The 25,000-nt window shown below is 41.9% G+C and carries 24 protein-coding genes, 1 pseudogene and 1 riboswitch; of the genes and pseudogenes, 22 read left to right on the plus strand and 3 right to left on the minus strand.

Annotated features, from left to right (window positions below):
- The first annotated feature begins 41 nt into the window (after window positions 1-41).
- The 7 genes from N5C46_RS20260 (at window position 42) to N5C46_RS20290 (ending at window position 6,612) form a co-directional block, all read left to right on the plus strand.
- Window positions 42-959 carry a proline dehydrogenase gene (locus tag N5C46_RS20260; protein ID WP_261749988.1) on the plus strand — a complete coding sequence of 306 codons (918 nt, stop codon included), beginning with the start codon at window positions 42-44 and terminating at the stop codon, window positions 957-959.
- Window positions 960-998: 39 nt separating this feature from the next.
- Complete coding sequence (gene pruA / locus N5C46_RS20265; protein ID WP_159362536.1) at window positions 999-2,630, plus strand: L-glutamate gamma-semialdehyde dehydrogenase; 1,632 nt, start codon at window positions 999-1,001, stop codon at window positions 2,628-2,630.
- A 106-nt stretch (window positions 2,631-2,736) separates the two neighbouring features.
- Window positions 2,737-4,008 carry a PucR family transcriptional regulator gene (locus N5C46_RS20270; protein ID WP_034756376.1) on the plus strand — a complete coding sequence of 424 codons (1,272 nt, stop codon included), beginning with the start codon at window positions 2,737-2,739 and terminating at the stop codon, window positions 4,006-4,008.
- A gap of 537 nt (window positions 4,009-4,545) precedes the next feature.
- Window positions 4,546-4,938 carry a DUF3139 domain-containing protein gene (locus N5C46_RS20275; RefSeq protein WP_261749989.1) on the plus strand — a complete coding sequence of 131 codons (393 nt, stop codon included), beginning with the start codon at window positions 4,546-4,548 and terminating at the stop codon, window positions 4,936-4,938.
- Window positions 4,939-5,146: 208 nt separating this feature from the next.
- Window positions 5,147-5,653 carry a GNAT family N-acetyltransferase gene (locus N5C46_RS20280; protein ID WP_261749990.1) on the plus strand — a complete coding sequence of 169 codons (507 nt, stop codon included), beginning with the start codon at window positions 5,147-5,149 and terminating at the stop codon, window positions 5,651-5,653.
- A 110-nt stretch (window positions 5,654-5,763) separates the two neighbouring features.
- A complete protein-coding gene (locus N5C46_RS20285; RefSeq protein ID WP_261749991.1) occupies window positions 5,764-5,994 on the plus strand; it encodes a hypothetical protein in 231 nt (76 codons plus the stop codon).
- Window positions 5,995-6,066: 72 nt separating this feature from the next.
- Entirely contained in the window at window positions 6,067-6,612 is a 546-nt protein-coding gene (locus N5C46_RS20290; protein WP_261749992.1) for a GNAT family N-acetyltransferase, read from the plus strand.
- 94 nt (window positions 6,613-6,706) lie between these two features.
- Here N5C46_RS20290 and N5C46_RS20295 read toward each other — a convergent pair whose 3' ends face one another.
- Complete coding sequence (locus N5C46_RS20295; protein WP_261749993.1) at window positions 6,707-9,694, minus strand: lamin tail domain-containing protein; 2,988 nt, start codon at window positions 9,692-9,694, stop codon at window positions 6,707-6,709.
- Between the two features lie 382 nt (window positions 9,695-10,076).
- On the opposite strand from N5C46_RS20295, the gene N5C46_RS20300 reads away from it, so the two are divergent.
- On the plus strand, window positions 10,077-10,616 hold the full coding sequence (locus N5C46_RS20300; protein WP_261749994.1) for an MgtC/SapB family protein: 540 nt from the start codon (window positions 10,077-10,079) through the stop codon (window positions 10,614-10,616).
- A 37-nt stretch (window positions 10,617-10,653) separates the two neighbouring features.
- Here the strand turns inward: N5C46_RS20300 and N5C46_RS20305 are convergent, their stop codons facing one another.
- Window positions 10,654-11,223: a glycerol-3-phosphate responsive antiterminator gene (locus N5C46_RS20305; protein ID WP_261749995.1), complete on the minus strand. Its 570-nt coding sequence runs from the start codon at window positions 11,221-11,223 to the stop codon at window positions 10,654-10,656.
- 600 nt (window positions 11,224-11,823) lie between these two features.
- Window positions 11,824-11,929: riboswitch (SAM riboswitch) on the plus strand.
- 120 nt (window positions 11,930-12,049) lie between these two features.
- Between N5C46_RS20305 and N5C46_RS20310 the strand changes: the two genes are divergently transcribed.
- The 5 genes from N5C46_RS20310 to N5C46_RS20330 all read left to right on the plus strand — a co-directional run bounded on the left by N5C46_RS20310 (window position 12,050) and on the right by N5C46_RS20330 (window position 16,364).
- A complete protein-coding gene (locus N5C46_RS20310; protein WP_261749996.1) occupies window positions 12,050-13,075 on the plus strand; it encodes a methionine ABC transporter ATP-binding protein in 1,026 nt (341 codons plus the stop codon).
- A 52-nt stretch (window positions 13,076-13,127) separates the two neighbouring features.
- Window positions 13,128-13,727, plus strand: a complete 600-nt coding sequence (locus tag N5C46_RS20315) for a methionine ABC transporter permease (protein ID WP_420720466.1) — start codon at window positions 13,128-13,130, stop codon at window positions 13,725-13,727.
- A gap of 11 nt (window positions 13,728-13,738) precedes the next feature.
- A complete protein-coding gene (locus N5C46_RS20320) occupies window positions 13,739-14,575 on the plus strand; it encodes a MetQ/NlpA family ABC transporter substrate-binding protein (RefSeq protein ID WP_261749997.1) in 837 nt (278 codons plus the stop codon).
- Window positions 14,576-14,587: 12 nt separating this feature from the next.
- Window positions 14,588-15,784, plus strand: a complete 1,197-nt coding sequence (locus N5C46_RS20325; protein WP_261749998.1) for a M20 family metallopeptidase — start codon at window positions 14,588-14,590, stop codon at window positions 15,782-15,784.
- A gap of 133 nt (window positions 15,785-15,917) precedes the next feature.
- Window positions 15,918-16,364, plus strand: coding sequence for a hypothetical protein (locus N5C46_RS20330; protein ID WP_261749999.1), 447 nt, complete (start codon window positions 15,918-15,920; stop codon window positions 16,362-16,364).
- Window positions 16,365-16,484: 120 nt separating this feature from the next.
- Here the strand turns inward: N5C46_RS20330 and N5C46_RS20335 are convergent, their stop codons facing one another.
- Window positions 16,485-17,882 (minus strand): HD domain-containing protein, encoded by a 1,398-nt coding sequence (locus tag N5C46_RS20335; protein WP_261750000.1) that lies wholly within the window; start codon window positions 17,880-17,882, stop codon window positions 16,485-16,487.
- Window positions 17,883-18,221: 339 nt separating this feature from the next.
- Between N5C46_RS20335 and N5C46_RS20340 the strand changes: the two genes are divergently transcribed.
- The 9 genes and pseudogenes from N5C46_RS20340 (at window position 18,222) to N5C46_RS20380 (ending at window position 24,915) form a co-directional block, all read left to right on the plus strand.
- On the plus strand, window positions 18,222-18,788 hold the full coding sequence (locus N5C46_RS20340; RefSeq protein WP_261750001.1) for a CBO0543 family protein: 567 nt from the start codon (window positions 18,222-18,224) through the stop codon (window positions 18,786-18,788).
- 320 nt (window positions 18,789-19,108) lie between these two features.
- A pseudogene (locus N5C46_RS20345) lies at window positions 19,109-19,327 on the plus strand (aspartate/glutamate racemase family protein); the annotation flags it as partial.
- A 182-nt stretch (window positions 19,328-19,509) separates the two neighbouring features.
- Window positions 19,510-19,986, plus strand: coding sequence for a GNAT family N-acetyltransferase (locus N5C46_RS20350; RefSeq protein WP_261750002.1), 477 nt, complete (start codon window positions 19,510-19,512; stop codon window positions 19,984-19,986).
- 148 nt (window positions 19,987-20,134) lie between these two features.
- The gene (locus N5C46_RS20355; protein ID WP_261750003.1) at window positions 20,135-20,317 is read left to right on the plus strand and encodes a PspC domain-containing protein; all 183 of its coding nucleotides are present in this window, start codon (window positions 20,135-20,137) and stop codon (window positions 20,315-20,317) included.
- A gap of 52 nt (window positions 20,318-20,369) precedes the next feature.
- Window positions 20,370-21,332 (plus strand): helix-turn-helix transcriptional regulator, encoded by a 963-nt coding sequence (locus tag N5C46_RS20360; RefSeq protein ID WP_261750004.1) that lies wholly within the window; start codon window positions 20,370-20,372, stop codon window positions 21,330-21,332.
- Window positions 21,333-21,552: 220 nt separating this feature from the next.
- Entirely contained in the window at window positions 21,553-22,083 is a 531-nt protein-coding gene (locus N5C46_RS20365) for a sigma-70 family RNA polymerase sigma factor (RefSeq protein WP_261750005.1), read from the plus strand.
- Window positions 22,070-23,053, plus strand: coding sequence for an LCP family protein (locus N5C46_RS20370; RefSeq protein WP_261750006.1), 984 nt, complete (start codon window positions 22,070-22,072; stop codon window positions 23,051-23,053). The genes N5C46_RS20365 and N5C46_RS20370 overlap by 14 nt, the downstream gene beginning before the upstream one ends.
- Before the next feature lie 114 nt (window positions 23,054-23,167).
- Window positions 23,168-24,121, plus strand: coding sequence for an LCP family protein (locus N5C46_RS20375; protein ID WP_261750007.1), 954 nt, complete (start codon window positions 23,168-23,170; stop codon window positions 24,119-24,121).
- Window positions 24,122-24,282: 161 nt separating this feature from the next.
- Window positions 24,283-24,915, plus strand: a complete 633-nt coding sequence (locus N5C46_RS20380; RefSeq protein WP_261750008.1) for a type 1 glutamine amidotransferase family protein — start codon at window positions 24,283-24,285, stop codon at window positions 24,913-24,915.
- The last annotated feature ends 85 nt before the right edge of the window (window positions 24,916-25,000 follow it).

The raw sequence follows: 25,000 nt of genomic DNA on the forward strand, positions 1-25,000 counted from the left end.
CACACTTGAGGTAACAGTCACTATAAGGAGGTGTTGTAATCATGGAAGCAATCAGTAAGCGTTTTTTCATGTTTCTTTCTCACAATAAGGCATTGGATAAGATGGCCAAACGGTGGGGATCGAAATTTGGGGCTAACAATCTTGTGGGGGGAGAAACCTTTTTACAAGCGATTCCATTGATTACGCAATTGAACGAGGAGGGATTCCAGGTAACGGTCGATCATCTTGGTGAGTTCGTCGATTCCACAGAGGTGGTGCGGGAGAATGTCCAAGGATGTATCCAGAGTATCAGTGCCATCGCCTATCATGGGCTAAACACTGAAATCTCTGTCAAACTGACTTCCCTGGGGTTGGATATCAGTCAAGATCTTGTCATGGAAAACATGGAGTTGATTCTGTCGAAGGCAAATGAAAGCGGAATCACGGTCACTCTCGATATGGAGGATTCCTCGAGGTGCCATGCCATCCTAGACGTTTACAAGAAGCTCCGTCAAAAGTACGACAATGTGGGGACGGTGATCCAATCCTATCTATATGTTTCAGATAAGGATGTGGATGATCTCAATCAGTTCTCCCCTTATTTGAGGCTTGTGAAGGGTGCATATAATGAATCGGGTAAAGTGGCGTTCCAGGAGAAGAAAAAGGTGGATGAGAACCTGAAGCATCTTATCAAGAAGCAGCTCTTGAACGGCCATTATACAGCGATCGCAAGCCATGATGAAGCAATCATCGATTACACGATCGGATTAGTGAAAGAACACAATATCCCGAATGACAGATTTGAGTTTCAAATGCTTTACGGCATGCGGAACCAATTGCAGTCCGAATTACTGAAAAAAGGATACACCGTCCGCATTTACCTGCCATATGGCGAGGACTGGTTCGGGTATTTCATGCGACGTCTGGCGGAACGGCCGGCGAACATCGCATTCGCATTAAAAGGAATCTTCAGCAAGTAACATCCAGACAGATTGAAATCAGAAAGGAATGTGAAGAGAATGAGTAACGGAATTTACAACATCCCAACACCTACAAATGAGCCTGGCAATACATATGCCCCAGGTACGAAAGAAAGAGAAACGCTAAAAGCTGAATTAGAGCGCCAAGCTGGTCTAGAGGTTGAGATCCCGGTCATCATCAATGGTGAGGAAATCAAGACAGATACAGTGAAGCAAGTAGTAATGCCACATGATCACAAACATGTGTTGGCTACGTATTCACAAGCAGGTGAAAAGGAACTTCGCGATGCAGTGGAAGCGGCAATGGCTGCAAAAGAATCATGGTCTAATATGCCATGGCAGCACAGAGCATCCATCTTCCTGAAAGCGGCTGACCTGATCTCTGGTCCATACCGTGACGTCATCAATGCGGCAACGATGTTGGGGCAATCCAAAACTGCGTATCAAACGGAAATCGATGCAGCACAAGAATTAGCTGATTTCTTACGCTTTGGCGTGGATTATGCAAACCAAATCTATCAAATGCAGCCGGACAGCATGAAAAACATCTGGAATCGCCTGGAATACCGTGCATTAGACGGTTTCGTACTGGCGATCTCACCATTCAACTTCACGGCAATCGGTGGTAACCTGCCGTCAGCTCCTGCAATCATGGGGAACGTAGTCGTGTGGAAACCGGCAACAACAGCTATCCTATCAAACTACTACTTCATGCGTATCCTGGAAGAAGCTGGACTGCCTAAAGGCGTCATCAACTTTGTTCCTTCACGCGGTTCACAAGTATCAGAAGTGGTGTTAACAGATCCACGTATGTCAGGATTCCACTTCACTGGATCAACAAGCGTGTTCCAGACGATCTGGAAAACAGTAGGAGAAAATATCACTAACTACAAATCATATCCTCGTCTAGTTGGGGAAACAGGCGGTAAAGACTTTGTCTTCGCTCACGAAACGGCTCAAGCTGACAAAGTAGTCGCTGCACTTGTTCGTGGTGCATTCGAATACCAAGGTCAAAAATGTTCAGCAGCATCACGTGCCTACATCCCAGCAAGCATGTGGGAAGAAGTGAAAAATGGTGTCGTGGAAGAAACGGCGAAGCTTAAAGTAGGGGATGTGCGTGACTTCAGGAACTTCATGGGTGCAGTCATTGATAAACCTGCCTTTGATTCCATCACAAGCTACATCGACTACGCGGCTGATTCAGAAGAAGCTGAAATCATTGCCGGCGGTACGTATGATGATTCTGTTGGATACTTCATTCAACCGACTGTCATCGTCACAACGAATCCAAACTTCAAAACGATGACCGAAGAAATTTTCGGACCGGTCTTAACGATCTATGTATATGAAAACGATCAATTAGAAGAAACACTGACTTCAGTGGATACAGCTTCCATGTATGCCTTAACGGGTGCGATCTTCGCACAGGACCGTGAAGCGATCATGCACTTGGAACGCCGCCTATCCGGTGCAGCTGGTAACTTCTACATCAACGATAAACCAACAGGTGCCGTGATCAACCAACAACCATTCGGCGGTTCACGCGGTTCAGGTACAAACGATAAAGCAGGCTCAGTTTTCAACATGATTCGCTGGACCAGTCCTCGTATCATCAAAGAAAACTTTGCGCCAACAACCGATATTACTTATCCGTTTATGGATGAGGAATAAACCGAATACGACAAGCTCTCCCGACATGGGGGAGCTTTTCATTTTTTATTGGGGGATTTAACGCTATAATAGGAATCACAAACATTCGTGGAAAGGTAAGATTCCTATGGAAGCAATAGATATCATCCTCCAAACAGAAGACATTCATAAAGCAACGGAATTGATCAGCTCAAAACTGGGCAATCCCGTCATCATAGAAAACAAAAATTTCGAGCTGATTTCATATAGTTCCTCTTCTAATAAATTCGACCAAACACAGCTAAAGACAATCCTTACGAAAAAATGTCCGGTCTTTATTATCGACCGACTGAAAAAAGAGGGCATCGTCCACCAGCTCGAAAAACACACGGATCCGATCCGGGTGCAGGCGATGGAAGAACTAGGATTTCACCAGCGCGTCGTCATCGCCGCAAAATATCTGGGAAACACGATGGGATACATCTGGGTTCAGGAATCCAACCGCCTTCTCGAAAATGAAGAGCTCGGTTTCCTTGAAGAGATCTCCGCGCATCTTGGAAACCTGATCAATGATATGTACGCAAAGGTCAATATCAAAAAAGACAGAAAAGAAGAAGTACTGTGGCATCTCCTGCAGCACGAGTACGGCAGTGAAAGCCAGCTCCGCCATGATGCCTCCCTCGTCAAACTGACCCTGCCGGAACGGTTCACGGTAGCGGTGTACTCGATTGCATCGTCAGACTATAAGCCGATGCTCGACCAACTGGAGAAACTGGTACAGGAATCGAGCTTCAACACAAAGGTTTATTCACTGCGGACGGAATACCAGGTGATCCTCGTTCTCTACGGCAAAGCAGACACACCGTCTTCTTCCCTGGAACTAGCGAGGGACCTCGTCGAAAAGGTGAAAGAACAAACTGGTGAGGAAGAATTCTACAACTTCCTGATCGGAATCGGGAAGGAATACACTACGTTATATCAAATGAGAAAAAGCTTCCTGGAAGCATCAGAAGTCATTGAAACGGCTAACTTCATCAGCCCGCGTCCTGAATCCATGCCACGGGAATTCGCTCATCTGGGTATTTACCGGTACTTGCCGACCCTTTATGAGAAGAACACGTCAAAGGATTATTACAGTGATGATCTGCTGGTATTGATAAAGAATGATGTAAAGAAGCAGACAGATTTGCTTAAGACACTTGAGGTGTATCTGGCGAATGACGGGAAGGGGAAACAGACGGCGAATGAGCTGTTTATCCATCCTAATACGTTGAATTATCGGATTAAGAAGATTCAGGAACTGACTGCGATTGATTTTAACGATTTTAATATGAAGGTGTATTTGTATACGGAGTTGTTGTTGTTGAATAATGTGGAGGCTTATTATCAAAGGTATAAGGATGCGTTGAAGGGAATTTAACGTGATACCGCTGTTGATTTTCCTGTAAAGTACATTTTATATGCTTATAACAAAGGATAAAAAATCCGAACGCAATTCGATGTTCATTAATGAATGTCGACTCATCGTTCGGATTTTTTCTTTGGGCCATCAGCCCGAAACTATATAGAAAAGAAGAATAGGAACCGTTCCGCAATTGTAAATGATGGAAAATAATTATTGATAAAATCACCCTATAAGTGTAAAATTACACTAAAGAAGGAGGGGGATTATGGAGTTTTTTCCACTTATGATATTTCAAATATTCATAATGTTGTTATTGGTGAGTGCTTTTGCGTTTCTTCTCTCCAAAATGTATAAGCGAATAAACGTTACCTATCCTTTAATCGTTGGTGTGTTGGCGGCAATAACATTTCTGCTCATATTTAATGTTGAAAATCTGTTGTCTGCAATTGCATTATCCTCTAACATTTTGTTTTCGATTATGGTGTATCTTGTTGCTATTAATCAACGAAAAAATTTCAAGTGACTTTTCAAGGTTGTTGAGGGGGTTGTATTTTGAAGAAATATATAAAGCCAATAATTATTGTGTTAATTTGTTTCGTTGTGGTTGGAGTCCTAATGTTTATTTATGATGCATTACATGGAAACTTTATAAGGGATTATTTAATGGAAAAACAAGTCAAAGAACATTTGTTGGGAAATGGATATACAGAAGAAGATCTTCTATCAATTGAAGCAGAATACAGTATGAAGTTAAATACGAATAGAATCAAAGGCACATTTGCTTACGTTATTTTTAAAGATGAGCCTAAGGAAAAATATGTATATATGCAATGGAGAGAGACAGGGAAAATTCAGCAAGAATGTAGTTATTACAGCGAAGGAACAGGGGCGTATGAAGTGAAATATACCGAAGAAAGAAAACATATGATTAAAAATTGTTTTTAAGTCATAGAGGGTTTTAACAGCATAAGAAGGAATATAGACAAAAAGGCCAGATCCATTTTAGGTCTGATTTTATTACTGTAAAAAAAGAGATATTTACACTGCTATATCTGCTGCTAATTTTGGTGTGATTTAAGAGTAGAGTGGAGACGGTTTTTACTCTATCTTTTCCTATCGCCCGTTCCCAAAAAATCGACAAGGAGGTTATCAGATGACAAGTGGATTCTCAATAATGGATTTTGAAATAATGACTGAACGGCTTTACTTGAGTATATGGGAGGAATCGGATGCATCTTGGTATAGGGAACTTGTTGGGGAACGTGGAGTTGATAAGCCAACTCTTGAAGATGCTCGCAAACATGTTATCAGTTTACGTGATAGAGCACTGGAAAGTGGTATAGGTGCACTTACAATCCGACGCAAAGAGGAAGGAGATATGATTGGGTATTGTGGATTAATTATTGGTCGTTCTACTATAGAAGAGCCGGAAATTGCTTATGAACTTTTCAAAAGTGTCCACGGGAAAGGCTATGCAACAGAAGCTGCATTAGCAATTATAGAAGCTGCGGGCGCAACTGGGCGTAAACGTCTGTGGGCTACTGTTGGGTCTTGGAATATTGCTTCCTTTCGAGTTCTTGAAAAGATTGGTTTCATACGCCACCATAGTACCTGGAAAGAAGATGGAGAAGAAGTTGTTTGGAACATGCGTGATCTTTAGATATCAAATAACTGAAGATCAACTATTTGATCCGACTTTTGCCCTTATTAAATTGTTGGGCTGGAAAATGGAAGGGAAAACTAATTCCCAAACAATGTGAGGTATATCATGTGGACCTATTACTCTGGATCACTATTGGCTTCATCATAATCGGATTTATTGTGCTCTTTTCTATGAAAACAAGTATGGAAAATAAGCTCGCTTATATAACAGCAAATTCGGAAGGTGAGGAGAGCTCAGTGAAGGCTAAATCCATCATTTGGTGGATAGCGAGTACGACTGCTTGGGGAATTGTTAGTATGTTTCTTATTGTTTGGTATTTTCATAGTCACTTTGGATGACAGGTGGAAGATAGGGTTGAATGGTTATTAAATAATGTAATTTCAAAACATCATTAAAGGAAGTGTGTATCATTGGGTAGTGAAGATAAAATCGTCATTTCTCCATTAAAGGATGTATTAATTGAAGACATCAATCAAACAAATGATTCTTTTAAAGTGTTTGGTAAGCTTGTACCCAGTTTTCAATCAGGAAAATGGTCTTTTGAAGAGAAATTATTTGATGAAACCAAAGATATTCGTTTCCCGGAGGACAAACTTGATTGGAGCCAATATATAAACAGTCAAGATAAAGCTCTATTTTTAGCTTATAAGAATAGTCAATGCATTGGGCAAATTAGAGTCGTGAAGGATTGGAATCGCTTCTGCTATATTGAAAACATTGCGACTAAGAAAAAGTATAGAGGCAGTGGAGTCGGAGCGTTGCTATTAAATAAAGCAGAAGAGTGGGCAAAACAAAGAGAACTGATAGGAATGTCATTGGAAGCACAGGATGATAATCTTGGTGCATGCAGGTTTTATGTGAAACAAGGCTTCATACTGGGTGGAGTTGACACATTGAAGCAGTCCTATAACCCTAATATTGAGACCACTTTATATTGGTATAAGTTATTCAATTAAGGTGGCTTTAACCTCATAAGAAAAAACCAGAGCCATTTATTTAGGTCTGGTTTTTTCACATACTGAGATCCTTCTCTTCTATGACGACTTTATGCTACTCGATCCCCTTATCGTCCTTCATCAACTTCTTCATATCAATCTTAAGCATCCGGTCCATCGGGTAGGTGGTGGTGTAGCGGTATTTGTTGGCACCGGATTCGAATACGACGTACAGTTCCTTCTGTATTTCCACTATTCCCTCTGGCATCGGGATGGCTTCGACACTCTGACGGGGTTTGGCCGTGTGACCATCCAGGAACCATAATGGAACTTGTTTTCCTTCTACTGTGACAAATGCGTGAGGATCTTCTTTTAATGGATATTCATAGCGATACAGCACACTGTCGTTTGCCCTGCCGTAAGAAGTGCTGAGTGTGACGCCATTTCTTGCAGCCTTCTGCATGATGGCTCCCTGGACTTTGCCTGTTGTCGAGAGGACGTAATCCGGTATGGCGTTGACCTCAGGTGAGCCATTCCACTGGTCTTTACTTAGCATGTCGTTGTTTCGTTCTAGATCGTATCCGATCATCCATGCGTAGTGCATGTCTCCGTCACGGTTCTCGATGTGATGAGTTGGATCGGTCGGATAGGAGCTTGCTTCATAGAATTCCCCGACCCAGAGAATACCTTCATCATAAACGGTGTATGCCGCTTCGACGGGGATGGGGATCTGCTTGGTGAACTGGATTTCCCCGTTGTTTGGTGCATTGACCAGGTCGCTTAAATCGAAGCTGAATAAGTGATTCTCTGAGGCCACCCAACCGTGATCACGACTGACGGTCACTCCGCCTGCGTGTCCGGTATACGGTGTGCCGTCCGTATTGTAGAGGACAACGGATTTCACTAATTGTCCAGTTGTGCGATCTGTAATGGTTATAGTACCCGGTCGGATCCCATCATCCACGTAGCCGATGGTAATGAGCCAGTCTTTTTTCTTGTAATAGGTCAATCCTTGTGGAACGAGCCCTTCTGATAGTCCGGCGATCACCGGGCCGTCGGTACTGATATCCCACAGGTCCTGGTAGGCGGGGTCCTTCTCATGCTGGGAACGTTCCACCTGGGTGATGAGCTGGTGATCAGGTCTGACGCTTACGGGATCTGATTTCTCCGACACATTCCCTGATGTATCCTCTGCACTTACCTGTAACGTGTATGTTTGATTACCCGCTAATGTATAAAGAGTAAAGTCTGTCTGTGATGGATCGACGGAATATTCAAGTTCTCCATCTTTGTAAATGTGATAGCGGTACAGATCGGTTTCACTGGAAGCATCCCATGTTAAAACGGCTTCTCCGTTGCCTGCAGTGGCATCCACGTTGGTCGGTGTTTGCGGTGGTTCCTGATCTGCCACGGGACGATCCGGTGCTTGATCTTCAATGACCCATCCCGGTGTCGGACTTTGACCCGCGGCCAATTTTTCCATCGTCCGGGTATTATCCTTTGGATAGGAATAGGTGACGGTTTGTTTCAGGGAAACATCCTCTCCTGAATAATCGGCCCTTACGACTTCGCGTCCATCAGGGTCGTAAACGGTCAGCGTATTGCCGCCATTGACCAGGCCGGCGATATCACCGAGGACGATGGTATCCTCTTCCTGAAGATACTTACTCTTGTACCCATAAAAATAGTTATAGTTGAACGCTTCAAGGGAGATAGGGCTGATGGCAGTGTTTCTGGTCCAGATCACCACCGTATCCCAAGGCTTTAAGATATGAGTGTCCCCGATTTCTTCATCCCAGTTGTAGGACGCGAACCGATATCCTTTTAAATCGATTGGGTCGGGGCTGTTGTTATAAAGCTCTAAGTATTCAAATGCATCATAACCTGCATAGTTATCTGTATTCGGAATCAATTCCGTGATCAGCAGGTTTGGTATCGGGACATTTTCACTCGGACCTGTGACGAGTGGTTTGGTCGGTTTCGATTCGTTTCCGACTTGGTCGATTGCCGTTACTTTGAATGAGTACTCCCTGTTCAATTCCAGAGGGGATACGTCGATGCTCTTTTGGTCAGCAGGGGCGGTCCCGTAAAGCGTCCCGTTGATGTAGATGCGGTATCCGGCAAGATCACTGTCAGGATTGGCATTCCAAAGCAACTTGACATGATCCTTGCCTGGAGTTGCTTTTAATCCAGTTGGAGTGGATGGGGCTTCACTATCCACAATTTCCTGTGGGACGGCCCGGACTTCTTTTGTTGCCGGGGATTCATTTCCTTCTGCGTCCACGGATGTCACCCTGAACGTATAGGCCTTTCCATTTTCCAACCCGTTTAAGATTGATGTGGCATCGTCCGTAGAAGTGATCGATCCATCAGATTGGTAGATTTGATAGGAAACGGCACCCTCCGTCGCTTCCCACTCAAGGGTAACCGACTGGTTGGCTGGAGTTGCGGTCAGGTTTGTAGGTGTCGCAGTGCCAGCTACCTGTCCGGTCAGAACGACGCCTGGAGTCGGCTGTTCATCATTGTTAAGCTTGGTCATCGCGGCAGAGCTGGTAGCCTGATAGGTGATGCTCCGGTTCGTGATGCCATCTACTTCGCCATCATTGATGAGAGCGGTGCTGAGGATCGTGCCATCGGCGTCCGCAATTCCTACCTGACGCAGGCTGCTGTCATGCAAGCCCTGACCAGTTGAGGTCAGCTTGACTTCGTATACATCCTCGGGCGTGAGGTTCATCTCATAATTGGAGTTGAAGTCCCAAAGGGGTACATCAGGATAGGCTAATTTCTTTAACCAAAGGACGAGGGAATCTTTCGGCTGGATGATTTTATCTTCGATGGGCCAGCGGTTGGCAGGGCTTGAGAAGTTACTTGTGAAGTATTGAAGCTGATAGTCTTGCAGGTTGATGGCTTCTGAGGTGGTATTATAGATTTCGACGTACTCATAGGGCTGTCCTGACCCTGCAGATTTGGTTACGATTTCCGTAATGATAAGGGGCGGGTTGGTTTCTTGCGCACTTGCATTGTGAAACTGAAGTAATAACAATCCTGTGATAACTAAAACAAGAAGGGTGGCTATCCGGGTTATTGAGTTGGTTTTCAACATCATTTCCTCCTTTTTCTATTGTTTATGTAAAAAAGAAAAGAACCCCATGGCAATGGAGTGCACGATGACCGTACACGCGATTGACATAGGGTTCTCCTCATCTCTACCCACTTTATTCACTGTTTAAGTCCATCATACAATGTACCCAAGCTAGAGGAAATGGGCATTTAGGTTTAATTTAGTGTATATTTAGAATTTTTAGATATATCGTTGAAATGAAGCGGGAATTGGTGTATGATGAAAGGAATAAGATGAAGCTTGATAGGAAGAGTAAAAGAGATCCCCTGTGAAGCGAATGGTTTGATTTTTTTCACAATACTGTGGAGAAATCATGTATTCGTTTTGTGGCGCGGTCTTTTTTTCATTTAAGGAGGAAGAGGTCATGGGGCATTACATGGATGAAGTAACGAGATTCTTCTGGCAGCATGATATCTATTTCCGGATTGTCGTGAGCGCAATATTAGGATTCATCATAGGGTGGGACCGGACATCCAAAAATAAGCCCGCTGGTTTAAAAACATACACATATGTATCAGTGGCTTGTACGTTGATCACGATTGTCTCGATTCAAGGGGCCGAGATGCTCAGTCAACCGGGTAGTGGTAAGATGATGGATCCATTCCGTCTTGCCGCTCAGATCGTATCCGGTCTGGGATTCCTTGGGGCAGGCGTGATCCTGAAGGACGGGTTGAGGGTGAAAGGACTCACTTCAGCAGCCATGATTTTTTACGTGGGGGGAGTCGGCATCGGCATTGGAGCTGGATTTTATTCCCTCGTCATCTTTGCCACACTGGTAACCTTCATTATTACGAAAATTGGAAACATCTTTGAAGAGCGGGAGATCACGATCGTACGAGTTCGCCTCCCGTGGATCGGGAAAAAAAGAAAAGATGATGATGCAGAAAAAAAGGTAGGGACCTAAAAGGACTGGAACTCAGATGAGTTCCAGTCCTTTCTAGTCAAACATCCAAATTCCAAAGCTTCGGATCCCCGGAAGAAATGGCGAGGGCGCCGGCACTCAACCCATTCAGAATATCCTGCTTATTACTGATCAAGCCACCAGCGATGATGGGCAGGGTTGTCATAGTCGTGAGTTTATCAATAATAGAAGGCATCAGACCAGGAAGCACTTCAATGGCATCGGGCTTGCAGTTATGGGAGATTTCAATTCCCTTATCAAGGGCATTCCGGTCGATCAAAAAGAGACGCTGAATCGTCATCAAGCCTTCTTCCTTCGCATACTTGATCAGGTTGCTCCTTGTCGTAATGATACCAGCCGGTTTCCAAATTTCTGCTATGTATTTAATGGCACTCTTCGTATTGGACAGCCCATCGATGAAATCAATATGGATAAACGTGGTTTTACCGGCGTCCTTCAGCTTTTTCAGATATCCGTTCATCGTAATTAAATTGCCTGTAAGGATGAACACGATGTTGGCGTTTGACTGTATGGCTTTGTCGAGGTCCTTTTCATCCTTGATGGAAGCGATGACCTGGGATTGGACTATGTCGATAATGTTTGGTTTCATGTAATTGGCCCCTTTGAAAAGTCTGAATATTTTTTCTTTTAGTATAGCACAGTTGTTTATGGGGTAGGCGATGACCTGGAAAAGTACGATATAGATAATATTTGGTCGCTCCTTTATGAGTGAATATAGTAGACAGCCTGTTAAGATAACTAGCACAATTATCGTTAGTGAGATCCGGGTAAGCACCAGAGCTAATCAATAGACGGAAAAATTCCGCTTAATTCGTCATTACTTTAAAAAAAAGCTGAAATAGACGGAAAAATTCCGCCTATTGACTCAAGAAATACAATATGAGGTGATTTTTCTGTGTGTAAGCGGAAAACCTCCGCTTATTTTCCCTCAAATCTAGTTCCAAACTGAATGTAACCGGAAAACCTCCGCTTATATCCTTGATCGTAAAGTGGGTCCGATTCCGTTTCTACCTTCTCCTTTCAAGTAATCTCAATTTCTCTTAAAGCCAAAAAATAGAGTAAGAACCGTCTCCGGTTTGCCCTCCATAATGAAATATATTGAAAAACAGGATTGACAACCCAGCTAAAATCCTTTACCATTACCCTAATGCAGAAACGCATCATAACTTTAACTTAATAAAGCGTTATCTTCTTATCCAGAGAGGTGGAGGGACTGGCCCTGCGATACCTCGGCAACGGGTTCTTAATGAATACCGTGCCAATTCCATCAAGTCATATGACTTGAAAGATGAGAAGAGCGGGACATATACATATTTGTGCCTCTCTTCTTATGAAGAGGGGCACTTTTTATTTTCACCCATGTCCTTATAACCCAGGCACCGAGAAGAATACATAACGAAAGGAGCAAGTTCTGTATGATCAGAGTTCAGAATGTTACGAAAGTATTCGAGACGAAGGATGGCCCATTCACTGCTTTGAGGGATGTTTCCTTTGAAGTGGAGAAGGGAGAGATTTATGGGGTGATCGGATTCAGTGGAGCGGGGAAAAGCACGCTTGTCCGCTGTCTCAATTTTTTAGAGAAACCATCTTCGGGTGATATTTTCATAGAGGGTCGCAGCCTGAAGGATCAGTCGGCCATCGATCTGAGGAAAGAGCGGCACCGCATCGGGATGATCTTTCAGCATTTCAATTTGTTTCAATCCCGGACGGTAGCAGGGAATATCGCCTACCCTCTGAAACTGGCAAAATGGCCGAAAGATAAAATCAACGAGAGAGTAAAGGAATTGCTCGCGTTTGTCGGACTTGAAGATAAAGCGAAGCATTATCCCGATGAACTGTCAGGAGGGCAGAAGCAAAGGGTAGGGATAGCAAGGGCACTGGCGACGTCGCCTTCGATTCTGCTCTGTGATGAAGCCACATCGGCACTGGATCCTCAGACGACGGAATCGATTCTCAATTTATTAAAGAGAATCAACGCGGAGTATGGCATTACGATCGTGATGATCACCCACGAAATGGGGGTCATCCGGGAAATCTGTGACAAGGTCGCGGTGATGGAAAATGGAGAAATCGTGGAAGAGGGAAGCGTCTTCGATATCTTCTCCAACCCCCAGACCTCGACGACGAGAAACTTTGTGAAGAGTGTCATGAATGATCAGCTGCCGGCATCGGTTCTTGATAAATTAAATGACAGCAAGGAAGGGCGTATCTGCCGCCTTATTTTCAAGGGGGATTCGACGGGAACGCCGATCCTTTCCGAAACGGCAAAGACATTCAATGCCCATATCAATGTATTATTCGGACAGATCACGGAACTACAGGGCAAGCCGTTCGGGAATCTCATCGTACAGATCATCGGCAGCAAGAACGAAACGGAAGAAATCCTGGAATATTGGAGAAACAGATTATTCGTAAGCGAGGTGGAGAAGCGTGCAAGTTAACTGGGAATTATTCTGGCCAAGAATTATTGAAGCGACATGGGATACCGTGGCGATGGTGTCATTCTCCCTTTTATTCGCCACGTTGATCGGGCTTCCCCTCGGCATCATCGTTGTGGTGACGAGGAAGGGGCACTTACTTGAACATAAAGCCGTCTTTTCAGTACTCAGCAGCATTATCAACGTGTTTCGGTCGATCCCGTTCATCATCTTGATGGTGGCGATCATCCCCTTTACAAGATTGGTAGTGGGCACGTCAATCGGCACGGCGGCAGCCGTCGTCCCGCTTGTAGTATTTGCGGCACCGTATATTGCGAGATTGGTAGAGAGCTCGCTCCTTGAAGTGGAACCGGGAGTCATCGAAGCGGCGGAGTCCATGGGGGCCGGGCCGTGGCAGATCATCTTCGGCATCCTCATTCCGGAAGCACTGAGTACACTGGTCCTGAATATCACAATCGCGACGATCGGACTTGTAGGGGCATCAGCCATGGCCGGGGCAGTCGGAGGCGGTGGACTTGGGGATCTTGCCATCGCATACGGATATCAGCGATTCGAAACATCCGTCATGATTGTGACCGTCATCATTTTAGTCGTGATGGTACAGGGACTTCAGACGGCAGGAAATACATTATCAAAAATCATCAGGAGACGTTAGGAGAGAAGAATATGAAAAAATCAATCAGTCTAGCAAGTATCGCCATTCTATTATTCACCCTACTATTGAGCGGTTGCTCCGGAAACAGTGCATCCGGTTCAGGTGACAACGAAGTCGTGAAAGTCGGAGTGAATGGATCCGGGGTGCCGATTTGGGAGTATATGAAAGAGAAAGCAGCGAAGGAAGGAATTGACATTGAGATTGTGGAGTTTGCCGATTACGTGAGACCAAACCAGGCGCTGGCTGATGGGGATATCGACCTGAACGCCTTCCAGACGATTTCGTATTTTGATTCTTTCGTGGAAGAACATAACCTGGACCTTGTACCGATCGGCTCGACGATCATCGCGCCGATGGGCATCTATTCGGAAAAATATAAATCAGTAGAAGAGTTACCGAAAGGCAGTAAAGTTGCCGTCCCTCAAGAGGCGACTAACCTTGGACGTGCCCTTCTCTTATTGGAGGAATCAGGCCTAATCAAACTGAAAGAAGGATTTGATCAGTCACAAGGTCTCGAAGCCATCAAAGAAAACCCGAAAAACCTTGAATTCACACCGGTCGTCGCTGCCCAGACACCGAGGGTACTGCCGGATGTGGCAGCATCGATCATCAATAATGGCGTAGCGGTGGAAGCAGGACTCGTCCCGGTTGATGACAGCATCTATATCGAAGGGGCGGAATCCAAGCCATTCATCAATATCATCGCGGCACAGGAAAAAGATAAAGACAATAAGACCTATAAAAAGATCGTAGAGCTCTATCAGGAAGATGACGTAGCGGAACATATCAAGAAATCATACAAAGATTCCCTGATCCCGACATTCGTGCCGGTCAGTGAATTGCATTAGGAGGGAAAAGAGATGAGTCAACCAGCAGTGATTACCGATCGCAAAAACAACATCGTCTCTGCAGTCGATCAATTGGCTGTGAAACTCGTGTCGACCAGCCATCAGATCCACGACAAACCTGAAATCGGAAACGAAGAGTTCTTTGCTTCAGAGACTTTAACCACCTTACTTGCAGCAAACGGGTTCTCCATTGAACGGGGAGTGGCGGGTCATGAGACTTCCTTTGTGGCACGCAAACATTCAGGGAAGGAAGGACCGGTCATCGGCTACCTGGCTGAATATGACGCCCTGCCTGGACTCGGCCATGCCTGTGGTCACAATATCATCGGGACGGCAAGCTGCGGGGCGGCCATCGCCCTGTCGTCCGTACTCGAGGAAACAGGAGGGGAAGTGGTCGTGTTCGGTACTCCTGCCGAGGAAGGCGGTCCGAACGGAAGTGCGAAGGGCAGTTTTGTAAAGGCCGGCTTGTTCGAAGGAGTGGATGCCTGCATGATGGTCCATCCATTCAATCGGACAACACAGACAGGGAAAACCCTTGCGGTGGACCCCCTTGATTTCGAATTTAAAGGAAGATCTGCCCATGCGGCAGCTTCCCCTGAAGACGGCATCAATGCCCTCGACGGTGTGATCCAGCTGTTCAACGGCATTAACGCCCTTCGTCAGCACGTGACCGATGATGTACGGATTCATGGCATTATCACCCACGGTGGGGACGCGCCAAACATCGTCCCTGACTATGCAAAAGCCCGCTTTTATATACGAGCTGCAACGAGGGAAGCGTGCAATGAAGTCACGAAGAAAGTAAAAGCCATCGCTGAGGGATCGGCTCTTGCCACGGGGACGAAACTGAATATCATCAAAATCCAAAATGAAGTCGATCACTTTCAGCTCAACCGCCGTTTCGATCAAGTATTCCAGCACTCCATCGAGTCACTGGGCGAATCCTTCGACGATACGGAACGAAAGGGACTCGGCTCATCCGACGCCGGAAACGTCAGCCGCGTGGTCCCGACCATCCACCCCTACATCAAAATCGGCCCCGAATCCCTCGTCGTTCACACGAACGAATTCAGGGAAGCGGCTAAATCCACCGAGGGTGACCGTGCCCTTGTGATCGGGGCAAAGGCACTTGCGCTGACGGGGTATGAACTCCTCACGGATAAGCTGCTTTTAGAGGAAATATGGAAAGAGTTCGGTTCAAGTAAATAAAGACGAAGAGACAGCTAAATCAGGGCTGTCTTTTTTATATTGCTGGAGAATGTTCCAATGTTTAACAAAAACCCTGAGAGGATAATGAATAAATGAGAGATAGTATCGTAGAAACCAAAGAAAGGAGAACGACATGAAAAAACTACTGATAGCAGGAAACCTTTTTTTCTCCCTCTCAATCCTGGGAGCGTGCGGTTCAGACGAGGCCGAACCGGAAGAGAATACATCAAGCGATACAGCAGAAATGAATGATCAGCAGGAAACCCAGGAAATGGACGAACCGGCAGCAGACCTGTTCAGCAGTGAAAAGCTGCAAGAACGAATCCAAAAGGGGATGGATCTTGATTCCTATTCTGCTGAATTAACAGCAATGGAGGAAAAAGGGGAAACCACCCTCGTCAAAAAATACAACTTGACCGGGAATGAAGAAATAAAAGCACAAATTCTTCAATCGTCAGACGGATTTGTCGCAGTGGAAACGGATGGACTGGAAGTGACAGACGTTTCAAGCTATGAATCCATGAAAGAGGTCGAGAATCATTTGAACGACAAGGATATGGAAGAAGATATGAGCGAGTAAACGATCCATACCAGTCGTAATCCAGTAATAAATAGATAAATGAAAGGAAGCGTTGATCTAAAAGAATCAACGCTTTTTCCTTTGAAGTTTAAACTGAAAGGCAGGTTAATGCATTCAAATTTAACAGTTGTTTAGCTTCATATTAATCTCCTTCATTGCTTTTGAGGTTTGTACATGGTTCAACCAATCCTCTTCTACTGTTTCATGTTCTTCCATCAAAATTTCGACTAGATCCATATCCTTTAATTTTGTATAAAGGTTTTTTGGTTCACCATTTACTTTTACCCCGTACATCCTTGTTGCTATTGAGGGATCTAAAAAGAATGCAAAATCTAAAGCGGTTGAACCATTCGGGAGGGAAACTACGTCCATTTTAGGAGTGTAAATTGTAATATCATTTTGCAGTAATTCAAATGAAATCAATTCATAAAATTCTATAGGATCATTCGAAACAGCCTTAACAGACTGAATGGAATCTCTTAGTAAATCGGAACTGAGCACTTCTATTTCTGTGACAGAAAGTTCATTGAGTAAATGAAATATACTCACATTCAAAGAGCTTTCCGTTTTGATTTCAACGTTGACCTCCACATCCTGAACCATGACGGAGGTTTTAAGATGGCTATCGAATCTCTTTCGCTGACCCGAAATCTCATCTCTAAACATATTGGGAACAGGTCTGAATGAGTTATGGATGATTCCTAAAAGTGTATAACAGTTTATTGGGGTATCTGTGATGATTTGAATGGTGAAAAGCTTAGAGAGAGACTCTCCTTCTTGAAGTTTTGAATATGAAACGTAGATGGGTGCAGAACGCCATTTTATGTCTACAGGTAGAGGTGTTTGGTTATTTTCTAGTATGTGTCTTTTACAATAATGAAAGATGTTGGAGAAAATTTTTTCATAATTACCTTTAAGATTCTTTACACCGGCATACCTTTGAGGATTGAGATACTTAAAAGCAAGTTCCTCGAGTTCCGATTGGAATTCAACTAACCCTAACCGTTCACAAAGCGGAGAGAAAAAGACTAAAGTTTCATTTGCATAAGGAACTTTCTTTTCGATCTTTTTAATACCAAGCGTTCTCATATTGTGAAGCCTATCTGCTATTTTCACAATGGCTACCCTAATATCCTTGGCTGCGTGTGAAAGCAGTTTTTCGGAATTCAAGGCATGATAGAGCTCTTTGTTTATAGAACCTTTCTCAAACTTCGTTAATCCATCTACAATCAAGGCAACCTGGGGACCAAACTGGTCTTCGATATCCTCTAAGGAGCAATCAGTATCTTCAACCACATCATGAAGGAGAGCTGCTATAAGAGTTGTACTATCCGCTTTATAGTGCATCAGAATCTCACACACTGTAAATGGGTGACAAACATAAGGTTCTCCAGTAGCCCTTTTCTGTCCCAGATGCGCTCGTTCTGTAAACTCTAGAGCACTCTTAAAAACATTTAACTCCCTGGGTTTTAGATAAACAGCCTTCTCAATCAAAGAATTTCTTAACTCAAGTACCATCTTATCTACTCCCATTTTTTTTTTTTTTTTTTTTTTTTTTTGGATAATTATAACATTTAAGCTGAGTGGGGGAGAGAATAATTTATTGAAAATGATTTGTTCATTCGCTTTTATACCTTTTCTTCAACTAATTCCCCTAAGTCAAAAAGTCGTGTAAGAACTGTCTCCGATTTAAGGCCAGGTTGTTGAATAGTCTTCTACGACTAAAGTACTGATAGCTTAGAAACACTTATAAATTTGTTACACGTATAATAGGAAAATAAATGACAAAAGATAACCATTAAAACACACGCACAATTCAGGGTAAAGGCGTGAGGGATATGTGAGGAGGATTGAAGAATGAGAGTGAGAGAAGGAATACAACAAGCGAATAGAGCTACCGAAAAGTTAATTGAAGTAAATGATTTGATGACGGATGCAGTAGTTCATTCCTTTATGTTTACATGGCAATGGTGGTTTGGAATCGGACTATTTATTATTCCTTGGATCCTTTGGTTTCTGTTTAGAAACAAGGAAAGTACAGGCAGACTTCTTATTGGAGGATTTGTAACCATCATTTTATCATTAATCATTGACCTTATTGCCTTGTCTTATGGGTTGTGGTCTTACCCCATGAAATTTTCACCTATAGCTCCACTGTTATTTCTTCCCTATCATTTTTCATTAGCTCCTGTTGCCATTATGTTTGCCCTCCAAATCAAACCAAGAACGAATGCACTTTTAAAAGGTTCAATATTTGCTGCAATTGGGGCTTTTATAGGTATGAATTTCTTTGCCATGATTGATTTTTACGATCCAAAAGGATGGTCAACCATTTATGACTTTTTTATTTATCTATTCCTTTTCTTTGTAGCGCATTGGTTCAGCAACATGGATAGTTTTAAAAAAATATCAGATCCCTCTTGAGATACGGAAGAGAGCCTTTAATTTGTTCAAGTAACGGGCGCGATTATTTAACATCGCGCTTTTTTTGGCGGAGTAAAACCATTGTAAGAATTAAAAATTTTTGGAATAATTGGTATTAAGTTAACCTGGGAATTTAAGAAGCAGGTGGGTTCGGAACTTATATTTAAGAAAGATTAAGAAACTATCACAATTGAAACACGACAACATTATTTTATATGGAGTATGCCAAAGGAGATAAAGTTTTGCAAAGTTGAGGGAAATGAAAACCAGGGGGACAAAGCAATGAAAACGATTGGACTTATAGGTGGAATGAGTTGGGAATTATCTTTGAAGAGTTGTGTTTAGGGAAAGTGGAACAATCATCTAAGGATTATTATAAGGGTGTTATTCAAAAATTAGTGGATAGAGGAGCTGTAGGAATCATCTTGGGATGTACAGAAATCGGATTGTTAGTTAAACCCGAGGATTCACAAGTTCCATTGTTTGATACAACAGTTATTCATGCGATTGAAGCAGTAAATACGGCTTTAAGAAAATAAGACTTCTTAATGTAGCGGGGGGCAGTAATCGAAGATGTGTTAATTGATTCTACTACTGCACTTATTCAATTATTGAGGCAGCTTAGAAAAAAGGATATGTGGAGGAGATTAAAATCGAAAACAGTAATAGTAGTCTCTCAAATGAAAGGTTATGGTTAAGGGAATTTACTACGAGTGATTGGATGGGTGTACATACATACGCATCACAAGAGATCGTTTGTCAATATCAGCCTTGGGGACCGAATACAGAAATAGAGTCGCAGGATTTTGTAAATCAAGCGATAAAAGACTCTACGCAAAACCCAAGAACAAGGTTTATTTTTGCCGTTATTTATGATGAAATTTTGATTGGTGCTGGAGAGTTTAATATAAGGGATTTCACTAATAAAGTGGGGGAAATTGGCTATATTGTTAATCCGGATTATTGGGGAAAAGGGATAGCGACAGAAGTTGCAACTCTATTAATTGATTTTGGATTTGGAGAACATAAACTTCATCGTATATATGCAACCTGTGACCCAAGGAACATAGGTTCATCAAGAGTTTTGGAGAAAGTTGGATTGACCAAAGAAGGTAGAATGCGTGAAGATTTGTTAATGAAAGATGGCTGGCGAGATTCATTACTATACAGTGTTTTGGAACACGAGTGGAAATTGTAATATAACAAACCATATTTAGCTGCCAGGGGTATTAAGTGAAGATCATGCAGCAGTACTTCGGTTTTTTTATTGAAGTTATCGGGCAGGTTAATGGAATAATTACCGTTAAAAATATAAATACTTTGGTGTCCCAAGGAGGGGAGTTGAAGTGAATAACAAGTTAATAAAATCCCGAACAGATAAGTCAATAAGCGGTGTTTGTGGAGGAATAGCGGAATATTTCGGTATTTCTTCTTTGGGAGTAAGGTTAATATTTCTTTTATTACCTGCTAATATACTTATCTATATAATTCTTGTTAATATCATGCATGACAGTCCCCGAACATTATAATTACTAATTTCCAATTTTTTTAAAAAATATAGAGGGATACAGGTAGAATCATATGCCCAAAATTGACAATATGCTAGCCATTCTCTGGATGCTTCGTTCAGGTAAAAAAGTGACGGCACAGCAAATTTCAGAAAAGCTAGAGATGAATATAAGGACGGTGTATCGTTATATTGATACCATTTCTACAAGTGGCGTACCGATCGTTTCAGAACCGGGACATAACGGTGGGTACTCTTTATTGAATCATTTTGTTGAGGCTCCTCTGTTTTTTGATTTTGAGGAGCAAACTTCACTCTTTCACGCTGCTGTTTTTGCAGAAGAAGCCGGATATTATGGAGGGGAAGCACTCGATAGGGCCCTTTCTAAACTCAGTCACCACTCCAATCAAGAGCAGGAAACAAAGGTAAACCAACATGTTACGAGTCTTGAAGTCATAAGTGGAATACGTTCATCTTCTATTGAACCATTTTTGAAAGAATTGGAGCAGGCCGTAGCTGATGGGTACTCAGTCAACATTCTTTATTATAAAAGTGGCGAAAAGCCATTAAGTGAAAGATTAGTCGATCCCTACAGAATGATCTATTGGAATAACAAGTGGTATGTGATTGGATATTGTCATCTTCGAAATGATATCCGTAGTTTTAGAGTGGATCGAATGGAACGTCTAATGTTAACCGAAAATACCTTTAACCGACCGGAGAATTTTTCAGCACGTGACTTTTTCGTGAAAAATCTTCTTCCAACAATAAAAGATATGGATGGGATTATTTCTTTGGTTCTTCATGGAGATAAAAGTGCATTGGATGATATTTGCCACCATTGGTTCTTGGGACATTATCTACAAGAACGTACCTCCAATCAAGCCGTATTTCTTCTGGAAAAAGAGATCATACATACCTATGTACCTTATTTACTTTTACCGTACAATACATCGATTAAAGTGATGGAGCCCATCAGTCTTAAGAAACGAATGATTGAAGTTTTGACGGAATTAATAGAATTTCATCAAGTTTAATGACTTCCCTGACGCTACCTGTCAGGGAAGTTTTATTATTTTCCTTTTAGGATTGAAGCTAGTTCGAATTTTCATCTTTAATCGAAAAAGGTAAAGAATGACAAGTCTTATATTCTAAAATTCTTTTGTAAAATGAAAAAACATCCTTAATTATGAAAAAATGAAACTATCTGTCTGACTTAATCGTCAAACAGATAACTTATACAAGAAGGGAATAAACATGGACAAAAAAGAAAGAGATGACATCCTTGACCAAGCCATGGGTGACTATGGTGATGAATTGGTTAGGCTTGCCTATACTTATGTAAAGGAAGAGCATATGGCAAAAGACCTTGCGCAAAATGCCTTTGTCAAATGCTACAACCAACTAGGACACTTTCGAGAAGAATCTGAACTTCGGACATGGCTATACAGAATTACTATAAATGAATGTAAAGATTACTTAAAGAGCTGGAAATGTAAGAAGGTTCAACTAGTGCACTATATACAAGAAAATACACAAAAATATCAGAAATCATTGGATCAAAAAGTCGTTCAAGATTCTGTCAATCAAGAGATTAAAAGGATTGTCTATTCCTTGCCAACAAAATACAAGGAAATCATCTATCTCTATTATTATCTCTCTTTGACCATTGATGAAATATCGGAGGTTACTGGTGTGAATGCAAATACGGTAAAAACCAGGTTGAGGAGAGGTAAAAAGGTTTTAAAACCTATAATGGAGGAGGCAGAAATCTATGGATCCCATTAACTTTAAGAAGGCGATTAAGCTAACCCAAGGGTCGCTTCAATTTACAAAACAGGATCGGGAAGAAGTGTTTAAGAAGATACATGAAAGAAATCAACTAAAGGCTACTGGAACTGTAGGGGTAATGAATAAGAAACACTTATTTCCAGGGATGGCTACTCTTATACTGGTATCGCTATTCCTTCTTGTGTTTATTCCTTCATTGACAGGTGATTACAGGGATAATCAGATGTTAAGTCTTTCTAATGCCGATGAAAAAGAGGAGGATCAGGTGACTTCAATATTGGTGATGGTTGCCAATGAAGACATGCGGACGGACATCAACCTTCTCTTTACTGTTAACAAGAGAGCCAAAAAGGTAAATGTCATTCTGCTTCCTCCAAGCCTAAAGGTTCCCATTATGAATGCAGAAAAAGAAACCATAACGGAGGATAAACTGACTCATGCTTTTGCTTTTAAGGGCAGTGCAGTTGCAGTAAACAATACCGTGGAAAAGGCATTGAATATGCCAATTGATTATTACTTTATGTGGGAAAGGGAAGAAGTTGAAGACTTTTTCAATTCGATGGAAGACATTCAGATAAACGTAAAAGAGAATATAGACATGAAGGCAGCTAGAGGAAACACATATAATTACTATAAGGGAATGGAAAATGTCAGTGGTGAAGAAATGGCTAGAATCTTATCAATCGACGGGGAACACCAGCTACCACCTTATTTTATGAATAAACTTTTTTCACACATGCTTACTTATGTTAGTACAAGTGATTTCAAATCTTTCAGGCAACAAGGAGAAAGCAATGTTTCACCTGAAGAAATGAAGAGAGTATTCACTGAAATGGATTCTTTGGATATTAACACGATTCCTCTGGAAGGATTTTTACATCCTATTAGAACAGATGGAGTATTCTATGTTGAATTGGATGAAACCTTTAAAACGCAGTTATCAAAGCAATTGTTCGAGTTTAAGTAAAGTGCAGGTTGATGGTTAATTGTACAGAATTTTGAACGTTCTTGGGATAAGTGGGCACATGGTGATGCCTTTATGAGCAGGGATTTGAGGAGAACTCAGAGAGGTTGAATATATATGAATGAAAGAATTGACAGAAAAATGTATAGAAGAAAAAGAAAACGAAAAAAGAGAAAAATCATATTATTATGCTTTTCTATTATTATTCTTGTTTTTCTACTTGGTGCTTCTTATGTATATTTTCAGTATCAAGCTGGACTTGAAAAGTCAGCCAACAATTCAGTTATTCTTGATCAGAAGGTTGAATTTAATGGAGCAGAGCTTAAAAAGGGAATAACGAATGTTTTATTACTTGGAACGGATGCAAGGGGAAAGGAAATATCAAGAACGGACACCATAATGGTCGCTCAATATAATTCGGATAACAATGAAGTGAAAATTTTATCAATAATGAGAGACTCCTATGTTGATATACCTGGTCATGGCTCACAGAAAATCAATGCTGCATATGCATTTGGAGGACCAGAACTATTGAGAAAAACTTTAAAAGAAAATTTTGATATGGATATTCAATATTACTCCTTAGTAGACTTTAAAGGTTTTTCCAGTATTATCGATGAGGTATTTCCAGATGGTGTCGAAATGGACATTGAAAAAGAAATGGTTAAAGGGATTAATCCACCACTTCATCCAGGAATGCAAAAACTTGATGGAGATCAGTTGCTAAGTTATGTGAGATTCCGTAAAGATAGTGAAAGTGATTTCGGTAGAGTACGTAGACAGCAAGAAGTTCTTAAGTTACTAACAGATGAGATGACTGATGTAAAAGGAGTGATGAAAATCCCGAAAACATTAGGGATAATCAAGCCTTTTATTAAAACGAATATTAAGACATCTCAAGTGCTTTCCATAGCTACTTCAGTATTAGGAGAAAAAAACAAAAACATTGAATCGATGAGAATACCATTAGATCATACATATACCGACGAGTATTATGATGGGGTCGGATTAGTACTTGACTTAGATGTTAGTGAAAATAAGAAAGCTATCAAAGATTTTCTATCTGAGTAATTATGTAATGGGGCTGGGATATTTGTTTTGGATTTTAATAGTTGAATAATTGACATTTTAACTTTAATAGAATTTCATCAAGTTTAATGACTTCCCTGACGCTACCTGTCAGGGAAGTTTTATTATAATGGCTCTATCAATAGTGATTGGAGTGTAATTGGATGCAAACAAACAAAGCTTTTCTATATGTATTTGATACAATGTCGGACTGGGAATACGGATATTTGATGGCTGAACTAAACTCAGGAAGATATTTCAAAAAAGACGCAGCTCGTGTAAACGTCATGACAGTAGGAGCTACTAAAGAAATGATTACGACGATGGGAGGACTGAGCATAAAGCCAGATATGTCCTTTGATGAATGTACTCTTGAGAGTAAAGATCTTTTAATTTTACCAGGAGGGACTACTTGGAGTGAAGATATTCATCAACCAATCTTGGAAAGGGTTGGCCAAGCTTTAGAGCATGGCATAATTATTGCTACCATTTGTGGTGCAGTTGAGGGTATTGCGGATATGGGTTACTTAGATACTCGAAAGCATACAAGTAATAACTTGGAATATACGAAAATGGTATGTCCTAACTATAAAGGAGAAGCGTTCTATGAGTCGGGACCAGCGGTGGCTGATGGGAATTTAGTTACGGCATCAGGAATAGCTCCTCTGGAATTTGCCATGGAGGTACTGAAGAAAATGGATGTGTTTACACCAGATACATTAGATTCATGGTATCACCTGAATAAGACTCATAAACCCCAATACTTCTTCGAGTTAATGAATTCAATAAGTAAATGAAGGTGCTGAAAAGCTCAATTTCTCTATTTTGTTTTGTAGAGAAGTTGGGCTTTTTATTTAGACTTTCCTGAAGATACTCCTATTG

The sequence above is a fragment of the Rossellomorea vietnamensis genome (assembly GCF_025398035.1).
In the GTDB taxonomy this organism is placed as follows: domain Bacteria; phylum Bacillota; class Bacilli; order Bacillales; family Bacillaceae_B; genus Rossellomorea; species Rossellomorea vietnamensis_B.

Coding starts and splice junctions, on each gene's coding strand:
- N5C46_RS20360 (WP_261750004.1), top strand. CDS start 20,370: ATGCCCAAAATTGACAATATGCTAGCCATTCTCTGGATGCTTCGTTCA.
- N5C46_RS20350 (WP_261750002.1), top strand. CDS start 19,510: ATGGGTGTACATACATACGCATCACAAGAGATCGTTTGTCAATATCAG.
- N5C46_RS20370 (WP_261750006.1), top strand. CDS start 22,070: ATGGATCCCATTAACTTTAAGAAGGCGATTAAGCTAACCCAAGGGTCG.
- N5C46_RS20260 (WP_261749988.1), top strand. CDS start 42: ATGGAAGCAATCAGTAAGCGTTTTTTCATGTTTCTTTCTCACAATAAG.
- N5C46_RS20335 (WP_261750000.1), bottom strand. CDS start 17,882: ATGGTACTTGAGTTAAGAAATTCTTTGATTGAGAAGGCTGTTTATCTA.
- N5C46_RS20270 (WP_034756376.1), top strand. CDS start 2,737: ATGGAAGCAATAGATATCATCCTCCAAACAGAAGACATTCATAAAGCA.
- N5C46_RS20365 (WP_261750005.1), top strand. CDS start 21,553: ATGGACAAAAAAGAAAGAGATGACATCCTTGACCAAGCCATGGGTGAC.
- N5C46_RS20310 (WP_261749996.1), top strand. CDS start 12,050: ATGATCAGAGTTCAGAATGTTACGAAAGTATTCGAGACGAAGGATGGC.
- N5C46_RS20325 (WP_261749998.1), top strand. CDS start 14,588: ATGAGTCAACCAGCAGTGATTACCGATCGCAAAAACAACATCGTCTCT.
- N5C46_RS20295 (WP_261749993.1), bottom strand. CDS start 9,694: ATGTTGAAAACCAACTCAATAACCCGGATAGCCACCCTTCTTGTTTTA.
- N5C46_RS20375 (WP_261750007.1), top strand. CDS start 23,168: ATGAATGAAAGAATTGACAGAAAAATGTATAGAAGAAAAAGAAAACGA.
- N5C46_RS20280 (WP_261749990.1), top strand. CDS start 5,147: ATGACAAGTGGATTCTCAATAATGGATTTTGAAATAATGACTGAACGG.
- N5C46_RS20340 (WP_261750001.1), top strand. CDS start 18,222: ATGAGAGTGAGAGAAGGAATACAACAAGCGAATAGAGCTACCGAAAAG.
- N5C46_RS20330 (WP_261749999.1), top strand. CDS start 15,918: ATGAAAAAACTACTGATAGCAGGAAACCTTTTTTTCTCCCTCTCAATC.
- N5C46_RS20380 (WP_261750008.1), top strand. CDS start 24,283: ATGCAAACAAACAAAGCTTTTCTATATGTATTTGATACAATGTCGGAC.
- N5C46_RS20305 (WP_261749995.1), bottom strand. CDS start 11,223: ATGAAACCAAACATTATCGACATAGTCCAATCCCAGGTCATCGCTTCC.
- N5C46_RS20315 (WP_420720466.1), top strand. CDS start 13,128: ATGGTGTCATTCTCCCTTTTATTCGCCACGTTGATCGGGCTTCCCCTC.
- pruA (WP_159362536.1), top strand. CDS start 999: ATGAGTAACGGAATTTACAACATCCCAACACCTACAAATGAGCCTGGC.
- N5C46_RS20320 (WP_261749997.1), top strand. CDS start 13,739: ATGAAAAAATCAATCAGTCTAGCAAGTATCGCCATTCTATTATTCACC.
- N5C46_RS20300 (WP_261749994.1), top strand. CDS start 10,077: ATGGGGCATTACATGGATGAAGTAACGAGATTCTTCTGGCAGCATGAT.